This window comes from Candidatus Melainabacteria bacterium (genome assembly GCA_003963305.1).
GTDB lineage: Bacteria > Cyanobacteriota > Vampirovibrionia > Obscuribacterales > Obscuribacteraceae > PALSA-1081.
This window is the reverse complement of sequence record RXJR01000034.1, coordinates 47,310-62,830: the sequence shown is the minus strand read 5'-3', so window position 1 is coordinate 62,830 and position 15,521 is coordinate 47,310. Positions and strand designations below refer to the sequence as shown.

Genomic DNA, 15,521 nt, shown 5'->3' with positions numbered 1-15,521 from the left:
CTCCATGCCGAACTTCACGGGATCTGAGGTCCACCGTCTGCATTCATCAAGCACGCTCAGGATTTCACCGCTGGAGTCGGCGAGGGATTTGGCAATGCGGTCAATGAAGGCGCAAAAGCCGTTGCTCAGGCTGTATCGAGTCCCGGCGAGACTCTCCATAGGGCTGTAGATGAGACCGGCAGAACCGTCAAAAGTGTTCTGTCAGCGACAGAAGCCGCTGGTGAATACATAGGCGACCATGCCGCGCGCGGCGATATGAGCGGCGTCGTTCGTGACGCGCAGAAGACGAGCCACGATATCGAGCACATTCTTACTGCCGGAATTGATCATGGAAGCAGAATGGATGCGCATGACCTAGGCAAGTTTGTCGGACATGATGTGTTGCCGGGCGCAATTGTCGCAGTCGCGGCGCCGAACTTGCGGGCGAAAGCGTTGCCTTAGCCGCATCCGCCCATCAAACATCGGGACTATAGCAAAAGATTCAGAGTTACTCGGCAAGGCTGCAAATGTCTACGAACACGCTGCATCGAAAATTTCGGCTGTAAGCGAGAAGATGAGACGGCACGAGTTGTGCTTTCACCTGCTTATGCTTATTTGCCGGAGTTCTTTTCCTGTATAGCATCAAGAATTTCGTTTGCGATGATCTTTCCAAACTTTACTAATTCTGGTGAATCAGTATCAGTATCCTCTTTCTTATCCTTTGTTTCTTCTTTTTCCTTTTTCTTCTTTGCACCGATAAGAACACTATCGATACCTGCTCCTGGCTGCTTTTGATGAACAGCAAAGAAATATTTTGCAACCGTATGCATGATCGCTACCACAGCAAGCGTGGTCGTACCACAAACCGCAATGAGTTTGTTATCAGAGAGTTTAAAGCCGCCCCACACAAAATGCCAGTTGAACGATTGATCAAGAATTTTGCCAGCCCAATTCCAGTTTGCTGTGCTTGCATTGCACCCATCCAGTATCACGATAACTGCCACGAAACAAAGCCAGACTTTGAGCAAAGTTGATAATTGCCTCAACAGATCTTTTCTTGTTTGAGTGTCTTCTCGCAAAGCAGAGATGTGAACATCTAAGTATTCATAACGCTGCAGATCAGGATCGTACGTCTTTGGAGCCGGCGCTAAACCTACTTTTTCATCTCCCGACGAAGATGTATCATCCGCTGCGTTACCATCAGCGGCATCTTCAATCAACTCCGCTTTTCGTTGACTCCTAGCCTGTGGTTCCGCCGGCAACTGCTTTTTCAGCGAGTTGCCGTCCACTTTGCTGACTTTTTCTTCTTTGTCCTTCACTAACAACCCACTTAAAGTAGTTATGAATAGACGTGTTTGGAATCACATCATACATTTGAGCTTCAATCCACGGCGCCTCACGATGAGACATATCCGACAATCTAGAAGCGCTAAAGCTGCCATATTTCTTCCAAATTGCCTGGAGAAACTGGCTTATTGTATCATCAACACACAATCCACCTTTAGGGCTAGGTTGTGTCAAACAACTGCCGGGATACAGTTTGAATTGTTCATAAACAGGAATGTGGACAGGACCAAAAGGCCATTTTTTAAACTCACCGTCAAGTAAGGGCTCGTCCTCAAAGGCAAGGTAGTACCCTTGAGCATAGTAGAGAAGCTTCTGAAGTTTCGTCTGTGAAACGGGAAGCTGATTCTTCACGCCCAGAAGAATGATGGCATTAGCTATGTCAATCGCTCTTTGCATGGCAAGTCGGCCTAAACAGATTGGAACAGAGAATTAAAATATCGCGGCTACCCTTGCATTTTATGAGATTTATGATAGGAATTCTAGCCTTGGTGGATAAGAATCAGCCAAAATTAGCCACAAGAATGGTTAATTTACACAGATTAGATTCAATATCGGACGCTCAATTGTAATGACGGGACATTCATAGTGTCTATAAGTTCCCAGAGTTCCCAGTCCCCGTCGCACTTAGCTCAGCGCTGATGATTGAAATAGCGCCTAACGATAAATGGTAGTGGAAGACAGGTTCAACCTTAATCGGTCCTAGATTAACTCCTTCGGCTCGTCGAGTTCTGCCAACAGCATGCCAAATCAAATGCGTAATGTCTGATTCAAGCTCCAGGGATTGGATTCAGACATGCCAGCAGAAGTTACTGAAAAGAGCCAGCCAGCACCACCAGCACAGGCGGAAAGCGGTATGTCTCAAGCGGCGCAAAGCGCTTGGGCGCCTGGCTCCAATTATTTCAGGCTCGGAGCCGTCTGCAATGACACATTCAACCAATCGCTGTCGACTCAATATGACGGGCTGCCTCAATGCGCTATTGCTGGAATTGGCGAAGGGCTCAAAAAGTTATCCGCAATTGGTGAAGTTGGAGTCGGAGTAGCCGCTGATGTCGCATCGGTAGTAGTCGCAGATCTTCAAATCGGCTACGAGGCGATTACATATCCGTCTTTGGCTGAAGGAAACAGCGATAGGCTCGCCCATAAGCTTCGCGAATTGCAGACGAAGTATGAGCCGCTTACGCAGTCGGTTAAACAGGGTTATGAGGGCGTGCAGCATGACCTGAATGACATAGGCGCCCAATCGAACAATGACAGCGCGGCTTATGCTCGCCTTGTCACAGACCCGGCTCAAAGCATCGTAAAAGCAATCGATAAGTTCACTGGTCAAACACCGGCAGAACAAGTAAAAGACATATTCGATCAGGGAACTCAAATTGCAGTAGCAGCCGCACTTGGTAAAGCGGCGGCTCTAGCCTCAGGTTCTTGCAGATTGGAGGAGATAGCTGCCAAATTTGATGCATTGTTTTCAAAGATGGAAGAAACCAAGCAAGCTTTTGGTACTCAGCTAGAACATTGTATTGCCAGTGGAAAGAAAGTGCAGTCCTCAGACTATATTCGCTTGTCGAAAGCTGGTGACCAAGACGGCTTAAGCCGACCCGCTGATAAAATCTCGGAAAGCTGCAATTCCGTTGACCGTTCGTATTTCGAGAGACTTCCGCAACGAATGCGTGACAGCGATAAAACCGCTGGCATACTCGTAGCTGATGGGCAAGAGCTAGATGTTCTGAGTGGCAGAAAAGGGCCGGCTCAATCAATGCCTGCGCAAAGCCGGGGGTTCGATTTGATTACGAAAACACATGCAGAGGGGCATGCGATTGCGCACATGATTCAGCACGGCATTAAGGAAGCGAAGATTTACATAAATAACAACGAGATTTGCAGTTCATGTGAAAAACTAATACCTAGAATGCTTCCTCCCGGAAGTAAGCTAGAAGTCCACATGCCAAGCGGCGCTGTTAGAAATTTTGTTGGAGAGCCACGATGAAAGTTCAATTTGTTGATTTCTCTCGTTCGCCACATTCTGAACGTCATTTCCAAACGAGCAGCGAGTTGATTGCATTTCTCCATCAACTTCAAAAAGCCGAGCCAGCTTCCGGTGAACTAGTTGGTGAAAACGGCTTTAAATTGACATTCGGGATCGATGGTTCACTCGCGTTCGCTCAGTACAGCAGCACGGACGGCGAGCCGCCATATTTAGTCGCGCAGGCAGAGAAACCTACCGTAGAAGAAACGCATGACTTTATTGTGAGCGGCGAGGCAACTGAGATTGACGGTAAAGCCTGTCTTCCATTCGATCTGTTTGAAACGATTGCAAGTCATTTTCTGACCACTGGCAAAAATAGTCCATCAGTAAACTGGGTTGATGCATAGTTGTTCACAAAAAGGGTTCGCTGTCATTTGAATCCGTTTTTGGCTGGTTGGAACTTCGGTGATTATGCGAACTGAGCGAAATACGCAAATTGAAATTCCCAAATTGGGCTCGATTTGTATGCTCTGTCAGAAGAAACCTCCGATTAAGAACAGCCATCTGTTTCCAAAGTTTGTCGGACGGTGGCTAAAAGACACTGGAACAGCATACTTTCGAGCAGCTACTACTCCAAACCGCCGTGAGGAAGACACGACGAGATTGCCGATGCTTTGCAGTGACTGCGAATCACTTTTCAGTGGCTGGGAATCGAAATTTGCTGAACGAGTATTTAGACCATTCCAAGAAGATAAAAGTAGCTTTCTCAAATTTGACTACAGCAATTGGTTTGCCAATTTTGTGATTTCTATTTCTTGGAGGGTTCTAGCTGCCACAATCGATGGCTTAGAGGAGCGAGAACCTACAGCTTATGTGCCGGTAGCCAATGCATTTGAGGAGTGGCGTTTATACCTGCTGGGAATCTCAAACCGAATTAGACCGTATCATCACCAATTGTTCTTTTTCACTAGTCTGACTGACAAACCAAATGATTTAAAACTTCCATCTAGATATCACAGTTATTTACTCCGATCTGTTGATGGAACGTTGGTGTACAGCGGACACAAAGTCTATGTTTATTCTCTCTTGGCTGGTATTTGTATCTGGTCACCTATTAGTCCTCCAATTGCAACTGGTTGGCCGAAGGGCAGTCACGTTTTTGAAAAAGGCTGCTTCAAAGTGGGTCAACACGTTCAAGATCCTGTTTGGGGACCATGGACTATTAAAAGAGCTGAAGAAGCGTTCTCATTACCTCTTTCTGCAAAGCAGCAAACTAAAGTCAATGAGTCCTTTGAAAAACTACTTCGAGAAAAACAACCTGAAGACGTGGAGCGAGCCCTTGAGGCCATGCTTTACGATTGGCGTTGGCGGCAATGATCATGACACGGATTGGCGTGATTGCTTAGCTCAAAAGGCAGTGGTCTGATGCCCGGATTTTGCCAAATCTAGCCTGTAGAGTCTCTGCATTGCACAGGAATTGATGTCTGTCGAGCGCCATTGCCGCGTACAGACAAACACGAGGTAAACCAAGTGAGTCAGGACACATTCGTAGATAAAGTAGGACGTGAAGTTAGCATCGTATGTAATGGCACAGGAGAAGGTGTATTTAATGAAATCTGGCGACGTGCCCAAGATCCAGCCAGTCTTGCCGGGACTGTGGCCAAAGACATGCTGATGACTACAGCAACAGCCGCAGTGTGTACGGCTGCTCCTGAAGTTGTTCTGCCCGCGCTCGCTATAACAGTTGGATCGATGTTGCTCGAAGACGACGCACCGCGGAAGGAAGCTTGGGTTCGGAATGCTCGGCTTTTCGATGCTTGCAAGGCAGCCTGGAACGATCCAACTCAAGAACTGAACGCGAAACGAATCTTCGCTCACGAACTGGGCAAACCTGCCTTCGAACTCCTTTTATGCTCCACCACATTAGGGCCCGGCTTCACTTTAGGAACACGCATGGCTGAAGGCAAACTTGCTCAGATAGCTGAAAAAACTCTGGCCAGCAAAAACATGGTCATGACGGATCTCGGCGAAGGCACTTTTCAAACCAGAATCGGTGACAGCATGGTGACAACAAAAGCAGATGGCACGGTAGTCAAAGAATTCGACAATGGCTTGATTCAGCGTCATATCCCGACCGGTAACGGCGAATACATCTTCACAGAGAGAAAGCCAGGCGGTATGCTGACGATGACTCTTCCAACGGGCACACGAATGATTGAATTGCCGACAGGCAGATTATATACATTCGAAACTAACGGAGCTTGGGAAGTTGAGCGGCAATCAGGTTTGCGTTTGTCTTCAAACGCTGATGATACCGTCCGCATATTTACACATCCGAATGGCGTGAGCACCAAGTTCATCGGCAACCAGAAGGAGAGAATATTTCCTGCTCAGTGAATCCTTTCGGTGAAAACTCAAAGAGGAGCAGTAGGTGGCTTATTGGCGTGTCGATTCTTCATTTCATGTGCTAGCTCACCACTCACGGGTACAATACGAAAGGCTGAGCTTTGAGGAACGAGCCTGTGAGCAAAGTTACAGGAACTAGGGCTGCACTCCTAATTGCCGTACAACTCGGTATTTCCTTGTCAGTCAGTCTGGCTTCTAAAGCCGACACTGTGAAAGTCTCTCCACCGAAACTGCTGCTAGTTGCCGATTCTTCGCTTTCGACGGATGAGAAGCTCTGCGACGAAGCTGAAGCCGCTGGCAAAAATGGCGACGACACGACAGAGAAGCAGAAGTACGAAGCCGCACTGAGATTGAATCCTGGTAACGCGCGAGCCAAGAAGTATTTTAGAAACCGAGAGATAATTTCGTTAAACAATGATGGCGTTAAAGCTATCAACTCAGCTGATTTTCCGTTGGCAATTCAAAAATTCGAAGCTGCTTTGAAGCTGGACCCGAACTATAAGCTCGCTCGCGACAACTTAGCCATCGCGCTAAATAATTACGGGTTACGGCTCAGAAACAATCCCCCCGAAGCTCTGAAACAATTTCACAAGTCGTTCTACTTGAGCCCCAGTAACATGACTACGCAAGGTAATGTCGAAGGCATTATCCGTATTATGGGAAAAGACCCTGAATCCTTTGCGGATCGAGTTATGCTTGGTGATCAAGCTCGACTTGGCGGAGATTTTATTGGCGCGATTGTTGAATACGGCGCCGCGCTGGTACTAAAAGATGATCCAAAAATCCACATTAAGCTCGGTGATGTGTACCGCGTGAGATTCCAAACAGATAAGGCAATCGCAGAATATAGAGCCGCTGCACGCGCAACTGACAGCGCTGAAATTGAACTGAAATTGGGACAAGCGCTTCAAATGAATGGTGATTCAGGTAGTGCGATAGCAGCGTATGAGAAAGCAGTTGCATTTAAAGCAGATGATCCAGATGTACGCGATGCTCTTGTATCGGGTTGGGAGCAAGCACTAAAAGAAAAACCGCTATTGCCAGAGAACCACATTGGTCTGGGTCAGGCTCTTCAGATGCGTGGTGATTTCGGTCTGGCGGCTCAACAATATCAACAGGCTATTAGTTTTTCTGCTGGTCACCGCAATCCCGAGGCAGAGCGTTTACTAGCGTCGCTTCCTACGAGTAAAACGGCCCCAGCTACTTCAGTTGGTTCAACAGCTAATCGTAGCCAAACTGCGCCGAGCACGTCGGTTGTTCCCACGAGAGATCTCAAAAGGGATGAAACCTTTGTCAAGCCGGCGACTGCAAGTCCTATGATTGGAACCAACTACGCTCTTTTCTTTGCCTCGGATACCTATCAGGATCCAAGTTTTGGACGATTAGACAATCCCGTCCGTGACGCACAATCTATCAGCAATGAACTTCAGCATTTGTACGGTTGGCGAGTAAAAGTCGTTTCAAATCCTACACAGCAGCAGATTGGACAGGTCTTAGACGATTACGCTGCAATTACTTATAAGCCAGCAGATCAATTATTAGTTTACTTTGCCGGACATGGGATGGTGGACGTTAAGCATGGCATTGGATATTTAATCGCTTCCAACTCAAGAGCCGATAACACATTCTCTTGTGTTGATTTCCCGTGGCTCCAACAATCACTTGATCATATCGATTGCCAGCATGTGCTTGTTTGTCTAGACGTATGCAAAGGTGGCACATTTCTTGATTCGATAGCCAAACATTGCAGGGGCGAAAAATCGCGAGGACCGAGAACTAGAACTAAACAGCCTCTGGAACAATTTTTAGCCGACTGTGGTTTTCGCAAGACTCGTAAATTGTTAGCAGCAAGTGCCGACCAGAACGTTTCAGATGCGGATTCACTTAATTCAAATCATTCACCATTTGCTACCCGCATTCTCGAAGCATTACGAAACGAAGGACCAAGTGAACAGTATTTGACATTCGAGCACCTTTTACGAGACGTATCAGATTTAAGTCCTCATCCCTGCTTCGGTTCATTTGGTGGTGATGACGCTGGTGAATTTGTATTTGCTGTAGCGCCTCAGCGTCCCTAGAAGTCTCTAAGACACGTCTTTCAGCGGCGAGTCACTGATCATCGTTCGATTCGGATGTGTGCAGCAGTAAGTGCCATCTTTGTTTTCGACGACTTCCAGCCAATGGTATTTTTTGCTCTCGTCGATATTGATGAGATGCCAGAGGCAGCCGTCGTGTTTGACGATAGTAAAGCCGACTTTTACCGGTGAGCCTGCGAACTTCTTGTGACTCATTCACAAATCCTTTCTGATGTCTTTGACCATACATGATCTCCGTTTCAGCAAATCCGGTCAATAGTTCCTATTCTTCGAACCGTGGAGACCTTTGATGGATGGGCTAATGACGAGCGTAAAGATTCCGAACGGCGAAGAACACTACCTGAAAGCACTTAAGCTAGAGCGTGAGGGACAAACTGCCCAAGCCCTCTTCCAGTTCCAGATGGCACGCGAGGAGCGCAACTTGTTGGCTAGTTTGAGGCTTGCGCGTATTTATGAGCGCGGCGAATTGAATGTGCCAATCGAGCATATGGTGGCCGCCGTTTACTTCAAAGAAGCCGCGAAGGCCGCGGATGGTGAATCAGTTCTTCGCCAACTCTATAAATCACATCCTGAAGACGCTGCGGTTTTTATTTGCATCATGGCGCAGGCATGTTTGATTGCCAGTGAAAGCGGTAGGTTTTCGGCTCACGCTTCATCCGCCTGGATGTGGTATCAAGTCGTCGTGAGCTTAGGCCGGACAAATTTGCTAGATGATGCCGATATATTCGAGCGACTCAAAACTCTGCTATCTGAATCTCAGCTTGACGAAGCGGAAGAGCGTGCAAGGCAGTTTTTTGGAATAGCGTTCAGTAAGACTATCTCCATACTCCCTGCACACTGATTTTGTGCTAGGAAGCCACCCTGATGTCTCTTTATTTCAATAACCAAGTACAGCAATTCTTGCGGCTCAAGTTCCAAAAGTACTTGAGCAAAGTTGAGCAACAGCGCGCTACAGAAAATAGAACATTTCTCGGACAGAGCTACACAATAGCGGAAAATCCTAGCTTATTCGCTCAAAACCCTGCGCTTGATTCGTCCCGTCCGGCTGTTGTCGCCCCAAGTGGACAGGTCTTCCAAAACATAATCAGCGGCAATCCTCAACCTTTAGACGCCGTAGCCGCGCTCGGTACATCAAACGCAGTTCAGATAGAAGAAGCTTATCGAGCAAAAGACGAAGAGATCGGGAAAAGTATTTTTCTGCTCTTGAACAAGCCATCGGAGCAAACTGATGCCGAGAATTTCAGAGTTCATGTGCTGTATCTTTACGATGCTACTAAGTCGAAGATTTGTAGCCTGAAGGCTGAAGTTGAAGACCTGATCACACTGGCCAACTCGCATTCGAGGAATTGGCAAAACAGCGCTGTTCTGGGTGCCTGCTTCGCAAACAACAAAAAAAATCTGGTATTACATCTGTCAATTAATGCATTTGACTACGATCCATTCTGGAATGTCAGATCAAACCAAGCGGTAGGTACAGTAGCGGTTCTCTACAAGAATTTCAAAATCGTGCCTGATGCCATTAACGGCGGCTACAAGTTTGGGTTCTCTTCGAAGGAAATTTTCAACACGATAGGCAGTGCATTCGCGTCGTTGCCGTCGACCCAACCCGGTACAACATCGACCTACGGACGAACCTTTGACTTCTCGGGAGTTGTTCACAGCATATCTTGTTCTGCATCGTCAGCTTTTCTGTACACGTTGATTCCCGGATCTGATCAACCTCAAGCTAGCGCGTCACCTGTGGGCGGCGGAGATATCCTCGTTCCGCAAGTTCAACTCTTTGGCGATAAACTCGATCTGTGTTTTGGGTTCAATTCGTCGGCTTCTACAGGAGCTGCTTTCGTATTCGATCGGTATGTTGCTTCAACTGGCTGTCCGTTGCCTTACTCCGGTGAGCCGGACGTAGTTCTCGGTGGGAGACGCGAGTATCAGAAGATAATTCAAAGTTCGTCCTTCGGCACTGCTAGTGGTTTGATTGTTTACCCAGCGACTGATACTGAAGGTGAAGAAGTAACTACATTTGAGGTCCCGCTTGTCGACGCATCGTCATACAACAATGCAAATCAAGTCGGAGCGCTTATCTACGAAAATGCAGCAGTAACAACATCACCGATTATTTCACTTCTTGCTACTAGTTCGGTTGCCTATTCTGATGCCGGGTGTCATTCAACCACAGTCGTGGGTGCACACAGTACAACTGATGAAACCATTTGCTTCACTGGAGATCCGACTTACACATACACAGATCTTGTTGGGAGCGGTCTGGTGATTAATATAACGGACCTACGCATCTTTGAAGGGTCAAAAGGAAAAGCCGCTGTAATGTCAGTCAACTACGTCACGCCATTTCCGATTGACGGCAAGTCAATCACGACAGAGATGGAGGACGCAGCAAAGTCAAAAACTTTCTTGACTGTTGGAGATTTCTCCTACGAAAACACGGCTGAAACTTTTAGCAACCTCCATTCGAGTGGAAATGTTATCGACCAGTCAGACTCAAAAGATGTTGCTCCGGTTGTGATTTTTACCGACAAGCTTGTCTTCACAGATCAGAATGGCTTTCCCGCAAAATTCTTGCAATCATCAGTCATTAAGCCAATCGATTCATACAAATTTCTGGGGATGAATGTTCCTGACGTTGACGGCTCAGTTTCTTATCAAAAATTGAGTCCGCAAGCTGCTGGGCCATTGATGGCTTACACCGGGCAGGAGAACACATCCGAATACAAGTTCGGACCTGACATCAAATCAAAAATCTATGCGAACATCTATACCGTAAGTCCTGAAACAGGAGCAGTGTCCTCCGAAAGGTGACCGGTAAACTGCCGGCTCAAACGAGTACTTTCGCTTGGACGCGCTATGAGGATATCAATCAAGTCGAATATCAGGTCGTCGACTTCACGGTAGCGTACTGAGGCAAAACAGCCTTGGGATAAACATCTTCCAGCGCTACAAGGTGCCATGATGCCAGAGCCGGGAATTTCTCTATCAGCTCGATGACATGAGCGCCATCGTCAGCTTCGATAATACATTCGGTGTCTAGTGATTCTCGCGGCTGCAACTGGCCAGCGACGAGACAAGCATAAAAGCGAGGCTCAACCTCATAAAGACAGAAAACGGCTGGATAATGCATGTTGGAACACCTCTGGTAAGTATTTCCATCGTACCGGCAGACATTTAAGTTCTAAATGTGGAATTGTGCAGATGTGCGACGGCAGATGTGTACGCCTAAAAGAAAACAGACCGCGATTAAGCGATCTGCTTGCTTTAGACCGGTCTGAATTATCTAAATCGAGTTCGCCGCGAGCATCTTTTGATGTTCTTCGTTTACCAACCCCTCACTCTTGACTTGGATGAGAAGCCTCTCGGTGTGCTTATCGAGCGTCTGGAGTGGCACATCACAAAGATCTCGTCCGATTTGCTGAAAGTCTTCGAACAATTGTTCAACGCTACGACCTTTAGCGATGAGAGCTAGAACCTCTCCACACACATTCCAATTGAAACATTCGAAATCAAGTAAATCCCTTAAGATGTTAATTGAACCGATTGCCGTTCTCTCGGGCTGCACGTCAGGCGTACCGGGCCAATTCTCAAAGTGTCTGAAATTATTTCCTGCTGCCCAAATAGCGGCTCCGAGCCTGACGTTATTTGTAATGGCACGTCCCGCCTGTTTATGCTTGACGGGTTCGATGCCAATGTTTGCTTCTGCACATTGTTTGTTGACGATGCTGGATAAGCCCTTAATGAGATTGTCCAAATCCACAAACAGTGCACCCGCAAAGCAGTTTCTAAGCGCTGTTAATTCTCTTACCGCCCAGTTGTGATTGTGTGCTTGAAACATTGCCTTGTGTCGCTCAAAATCTTCGGAATTCAGTGTTTCCATCAGCTCATATTGGGCATTTCGTAATGCCAGCTCAGTGATTATCTCGTTCGAGGTTGATTCCGATTCTTGAATTATTTTGGAGTAAGCGACTTTTCGAACTGATATAGCGATCATGTATTCAATGTGTGCATTCCGAATCTTCTCTTTAAGATTCGCCAGTCTTTCGAGATCTGCCAACGGATCTGTTTTCATCACTAATGCTCCCTCTGTCTGTATTGTTTTTCTTTCAATCCTGAAGTGCGGTGCGACTGCATTTACTGTATCTTGCGAATCAAAGAAATCCAGCTGATGAAACAAAGCCGATTGTATGGCTTGCATGGTTCAATCCCACGTCGTTCTTTCGGTTGCAAGGCGGCCTTTAGATATCTGCTCGGATTGATCAATGGCGTCAAAGTAATGAATTAAGAATTTAGGTTTGGACCAGTTTTATCGAAATCCTGAACCGGGATTTTTTCTAGGTTCCCGAATTTTTACGTTCATTCATATTGATACTACATATGGTGCCAAAAGGTCTAAAATCGGGGCGGATTTTTCGAAGGCAGACGCCCGTCGCTGTTTGAAAAGACGAATAAAAAAAGAGGATCGAAACAAAATGACCGCCCTTTGATAGACGGTCATCCTGCTGCTCACAAAGCATCTAAATTATAGAGCATTCGACAGCTAACAACCAAAAGCCATCCTCGTTTTAAGGATGGCTTTTGCTTAGCGAGTCTTTAAGCCAAAGATTCGTTAGTAATTGTAGCAACTCAATCGGCTAAGCCATCCTCTGATAAGGATGGCTATTCCTCAGTGGCTTTCGATGCCCAAGAGACTTTATGCTCTCTAATTACACGGAAGCCGCTTCGCATAACACGAGCGGCTTACATGCACAGCGCGAACTAGTCTGATTCGCATGTCTGAATTGTAGACGGCATAATTAGTGTTCAATAATAGCCAATAATTGATACCGTGGGCAGTGTTAGAGAATTAATCAAAATAGCGACAGGATCTACGTTTTGGTAGTGTGCAATACGTGATCGATTGTGGATACATTGGTATATTGTTGATACGTTTCTCGATATCACTTCACTCACAGATGCAGTTGCCGCCAGCGATTGCATGGAGGTTCTCACATGCGCAAATTCACTATTCGTTTGAACAAAGGTAAGACCAGCAAGAAGGATGCGAATCCTAATAGAGCCGCGTCTTCATGTATCAAAAGCAACCGCGCGAATGGTTTTGTAATTATCAACCGCGGCGATTCTATTGTCCGATTGTCTGACTTCGACTTTGATGTGCTGCTGGAAGCCGCCGGTCTATATGCACAGGGTGAAAAGGAGTTCATTGAGAATTCGAAAGACACGGCGCCGCAGTCCGCAATTTGTGCCGCATGGCGTCGAGTGAAGGAAACTGAGCGAGCACTTCGCCGCGTACTTATATAGTTTGATCCGGGCGATCCTCCACAGACATGTTGATTGGGGGATCGCCTTTTCTTTGCTTTCATTTACTAACCAGATGCCGCTAACAATTCGCAGGAGTAGATGCCATGAAAACCATTGACCGGAAACTCAGCCCAAAAGGACCCAACACGGCTAAGACCGTTAGACATTTGACTCTTTTAGCCCCATCGGATGGGATCACGTACCGCACCTCCCAACGACTGAATACGGCTAAGTTGAAGAACGCGCCACCGAGCAAGCCGAGAAACCGCGATAGAAGAGAGAGAGAATACTTGTTGCCAGAGGAAGTACAACAGCTCCGAGATGCAGCAAAGAAGGTTGGCAGATATGGAAATAGGGATAGCGCGCTCATTCTTATTGCGTACCGTCATGCTCTCAGAGTGAGTGAGCTTACAGATATGAAGTGGGAGCAGGTTGACTTCACCTCAGCCAAGCTGCATGTGAACCGAGTAAAGAACGGCGACGCATCAGTGCATTTCCTCGAAGGTGATGAGCTTCGCATACTCAGACAACTGCGCCGAGACAATCCGAACTCACCGTTCATATTCAGCACCGAGCGGGGCGGACCGATCAGCACAAGACATGTTCGTACTCTAGTAGCCCGAGCCGGCGAAGTCGCCGGAATAACTTTCCCGGTTCATCCGCACATGTTGCGCCACGCGAAGGGCTATCAGCTCGCGAATAAGGGTTATGACACCCGCTCAATTCAAGCCTACTTCGGGCATCGCAACATTCAGCATACGACGCTGTACACCCAGCTCTCAGCCGAAAGATTTCGCGGATTTGGTAAGGATGTTTAAGCTATCGCCGCGCTCGAAGAACAGAAAGCGGAAGTTCTGGATCTACTATTGCTGGCGATGTAAGCCGGAAGGTGCGAAGGAGACCGGCTCGATCCTGCATCGAAAATGCACTAATCCTTCCTGTGATTCGGAGCGCTGCGAGTGGGCTGATCTGGTTTTGATAGAGCACGAACTACCGCTTGAATCAGCAACAGGAGTAGATCATGAGTAAGGATCTTTACTGGCCAGGCGAAAAGAAAGTTGATTGGGAAGCCGAGAAGGCGAAGTACAACGTATCACCGTATGCCAACTTCGGCTTGTTTGCTCTAGTCCTTTTCTGGATGGCGGTAATCTGTGAGGGCATCGCATTTACCTTAGCGATTTGACCCAGAAATCTGCCAGGAGAGATTAACCGATGTCCTTTTGTCATCGTGAATCTTACTTTTCGTATTGTTTTTGCCCTTCAACCAAAACCGCCCTCCGGAATAAGACGGAAGGCGGTTCAGTCTTTATTCGCAGACGGGAAGTATGCGAATCAAGCTTTGGATTTAGTAGCCGAACTGCTCGTCTTGAGCATAACCTTGCCACTTCTTAGGGCCATACGCTTGTGGCGGACGGTAGCCGGTTTCGTGCCGTCCAATCTCGATCAGATGCTTATCTTCGATTGGCAGGCTTGTCGAATGGAGCCTAGCAAATCGATCTGACCCTCGTGCCGCATTGAAAGCTGCAATTGCAAGCTGTTTATCAGTGGTCACGTACTCGCCGTGCTCATCGAATCGGTGTGTCATCTCATTGAGCATTTCTACAGTCATAAGATCTCCCGCTTTCGGATTTTTGATGTCTGGGGCTACTCGTCGTAGACGACCATGTGCTTCGTCTTCTTTGAGTTTCAGCCATCCGGGGCTCGATGCCTCGTGTGTAAATCTCAAGCCGGGTTTGTCGCAAACGACGATGTACATTTTCGAACTTCCATTTGGTGTTAGCTGCTTAGCCATTTTTGTTGTGTCTCCTTTGTTGATTCCAGTTTTTTTTTGTTGTGTTTCTGCTACCGATAGCCGCACATGTGTTGAGCATTAGTCTGCCACTGTCTTTCGTCTTTCAAGAATTCAATGAATCGCTCTTGTGGAGTCGGTCCAATCTGACACTCCGTGCAACTCTCTTTTTCGCCTTCGAACGGCTTGGCGAGCTGTTCAAGGATTGATTTGACTGCTTCTGAATTGGGATCGATACGCTGCTCGGTTGCTGCCCAAGCGAGAGTGATGATCAAGTTGTATGCAGACATGCAACTCCAATCTTCATGTGTTTTGTAAATTGGCATTGTTTGCTCCTTTTATTCTGTACCTGGAGGATTGACGTCCGGCTCCTCGAATATCTCTTGCAGCGATAGCTCGCCTTTCAGCCACATGATCACTTCGCTCCGCAAGAACCGTCGCATTTTTGGCTTACCTGCGATCAGGTAACTCGGTGGCAGGAGCCCGTCTCTTCGCATCCGGTGAAACTCCGTCAAACTGATTCCCAGTTCGTGGCAGAAGTCGCGGATGCGCCAGAACTCTGAATTCTCAACGGGTTCTTCCTTTCTTTTCTTCTTTTTCAAAGTTGCCGCCACACGGATTCCTCTACTTATTTAGA

General features: G+C 47.2%; 18 protein-coding genes. 10 read left to right on the top strand and 8 right to left on the bottom strand.

The window, feature by feature from the left end; all coding sequences use genetic code 11:
* The first annotated feature begins 255 nt into the window (after window positions 1-255).
* Window positions 256-441 (top strand): hypothetical protein, encoded by a 186-nt coding sequence (locus tag EKK48_29970; protein ID RTL35121.1) that lies wholly within the window; start codon window positions 256-258, stop codon window positions 439-441.
* 149 nt (window positions 442-590) lie between these two features.
* Here EKK48_29970 and EKK48_29965 read toward each other — a convergent pair whose 3' ends face one another.
* Together EKK48_29965 and EKK48_29960 are read right to left on the bottom strand one after the other, a co-directional pair.
* Window positions 591-1,298, bottom strand: a complete 708-nt coding sequence (locus EKK48_29965) for a hypothetical protein (GenBank protein ID RTL35120.1) — start codon at window positions 1,296-1,298, stop codon at window positions 591-593.
* Window positions 1,219-1,722 (bottom strand): DUF4065 domain-containing protein, encoded by a 504-nt coding sequence (locus tag EKK48_29960; protein RTL35119.1) that lies wholly within the window; start codon window positions 1,720-1,722, stop codon window positions 1,219-1,221. Before EKK48_29960 ends, EKK48_29965 begins: the two co-directional genes overlap by 80 nt.
* Before the next feature lie 397 nt (window positions 1,723-2,119).
* On the opposite strand from EKK48_29960, the gene EKK48_29955 reads away from it, so the two are divergent.
* The 5 genes from EKK48_29955 (at window position 2,120) to EKK48_29935 (ending at window position 7,773) form a co-directional block, all read left to right on the top strand.
* Window positions 2,120-3,310 (top strand): hypothetical protein, encoded by a 1,191-nt coding sequence (locus EKK48_29955; GenBank protein RTL35118.1) that lies wholly within the window; start codon window positions 2,120-2,122, stop codon window positions 3,308-3,310.
* The gene (locus EKK48_29950; GenBank protein ID RTL35117.1) at window positions 3,307-3,696 is read left to right on the top strand and encodes a hypothetical protein; all 390 of its coding nucleotides are present in this window, start codon (window positions 3,307-3,309) and stop codon (window positions 3,694-3,696) included. Before EKK48_29955 ends, EKK48_29950 begins: the two co-directional genes overlap by 4 nt.
* A 64-nt stretch (window positions 3,697-3,760) precedes the next feature.
* Complete coding sequence (locus EKK48_29945) at window positions 3,761-4,666, top strand: hypothetical protein (GenBank protein RTL35116.1); 906 nt, start codon at window positions 3,761-3,763, stop codon at window positions 4,664-4,666.
* 153 nt (window positions 4,667-4,819) lie between these two features.
* Window positions 4,820-5,686 carry a hypothetical protein gene (locus tag EKK48_29940; GenBank protein ID RTL35115.1) on the top strand — a complete coding sequence of 289 codons (867 nt, stop codon included), beginning with the start codon at window positions 4,820-4,822 and terminating at the stop codon, window positions 5,684-5,686.
* A 359-nt stretch (window positions 5,687-6,045) separates the two neighbouring features.
* A complete protein-coding gene (locus tag EKK48_29935; GenBank protein RTL35114.1) occupies window positions 6,046-7,773 on the top strand; it encodes a hypothetical protein in 1,728 nt (575 codons plus the stop codon).
* A gap of 6 nt (window positions 7,774-7,779) precedes the next feature.
* Here EKK48_29935 and EKK48_29930 read toward each other — a convergent pair whose 3' ends face one another.
* Window positions 7,780-7,986 (bottom strand): hypothetical protein, encoded by a 207-nt coding sequence (locus EKK48_29930; protein RTL35113.1) that lies wholly within the window; start codon window positions 7,984-7,986, stop codon window positions 7,780-7,782.
* A 106-nt stretch (window positions 7,987-8,092) separates the two neighbouring features.
* On the opposite strand from EKK48_29930, the gene EKK48_29925 reads away from it, so the two are divergent.
* Together EKK48_29925 and EKK48_29920 are read left to right on the top strand one after the other, a co-directional pair.
* On the top strand, window positions 8,093-8,632 hold the full coding sequence (locus EKK48_29925) for a hypothetical protein (protein ID RTL35112.1): 540 nt from the start codon (window positions 8,093-8,095) through the stop codon (window positions 8,630-8,632).
* A gap of 23 nt (window positions 8,633-8,655) precedes the next feature.
* Entirely contained in the window at window positions 8,656-10,605 is a 1,950-nt protein-coding gene (locus EKK48_29920; GenBank protein RTL35111.1) for a hypothetical protein, read from the top strand.
* A gap of 70 nt (window positions 10,606-10,675) precedes the next feature.
* Here the strand turns inward: EKK48_29920 and EKK48_29915 are convergent, their stop codons facing one another.
* Together EKK48_29915 and EKK48_29910 are read right to left on the bottom strand one after the other, a co-directional pair.
* Complete coding sequence (locus EKK48_29915; protein RTL35110.1) at window positions 10,676-10,924, bottom strand: hypothetical protein; 249 nt, start codon at window positions 10,922-10,924, stop codon at window positions 10,676-10,678.
* Between the two features lie 153 nt (window positions 10,925-11,077).
* On the bottom strand, window positions 11,078-11,866 hold the full coding sequence (locus EKK48_29910; GenBank protein ID RTL35109.1) for a hypothetical protein: 789 nt from the start codon (window positions 11,864-11,866) through the stop codon (window positions 11,078-11,080).
* Between the two features lie 920 nt (window positions 11,867-12,786).
* Between EKK48_29910 and EKK48_29905 the strand changes: the two genes are divergently transcribed.
* Both EKK48_29905 and EKK48_29900 read left to right on the top strand, forming a co-directional pair.
* Complete coding sequence (locus tag EKK48_29905) at window positions 12,787-13,095, top strand: hypothetical protein (protein RTL35108.1); 309 nt, start codon at window positions 12,787-12,789, stop codon at window positions 13,093-13,095.
* Window positions 13,096-13,199: 104 nt separating this feature from the next.
* Window positions 13,200-13,913 (top strand): integrase, encoded by a 714-nt coding sequence (locus EKK48_29900; protein ID RTL35107.1) that lies wholly within the window; start codon window positions 13,200-13,202, stop codon window positions 13,911-13,913.
* 527 nt (window positions 13,914-14,440) lie between these two features.
* On the opposite strand, the gene EKK48_29895 is transcribed toward EKK48_29900, so the two are convergent.
* Genes EKK48_29895 through EKK48_29885 form a run of 3 tightly spaced genes read right to left on the bottom strand, consistent with a single transcriptional unit; the run spans window position 14,441 to window position 15,516 of the window.
* On the bottom strand, window positions 14,441-14,887 hold the full coding sequence (locus EKK48_29895) for a hypothetical protein (protein ID RTL35106.1): 447 nt from the start codon (window positions 14,885-14,887) through the stop codon (window positions 14,441-14,443).
* A 50-nt stretch (window positions 14,888-14,937) separates the two neighbouring features.
* On the bottom strand, window positions 14,938-15,210 hold the full coding sequence (locus tag EKK48_29890) for a hypothetical protein (GenBank protein RTL35105.1): 273 nt from the start codon (window positions 15,208-15,210) through the stop codon (window positions 14,938-14,940).
* A gap of 12 nt (window positions 15,211-15,222) precedes the next feature.
* The gene (locus tag EKK48_29885) at window positions 15,223-15,516 is read right to left on the bottom strand and encodes a DNA-binding protein (GenBank protein RTL35104.1); all 294 of its coding nucleotides are present in this window, start codon (window positions 15,514-15,516) and stop codon (window positions 15,223-15,225) included.
* Between the last annotated feature and the right edge of the window lie 5 nt (window positions 15,517-15,521).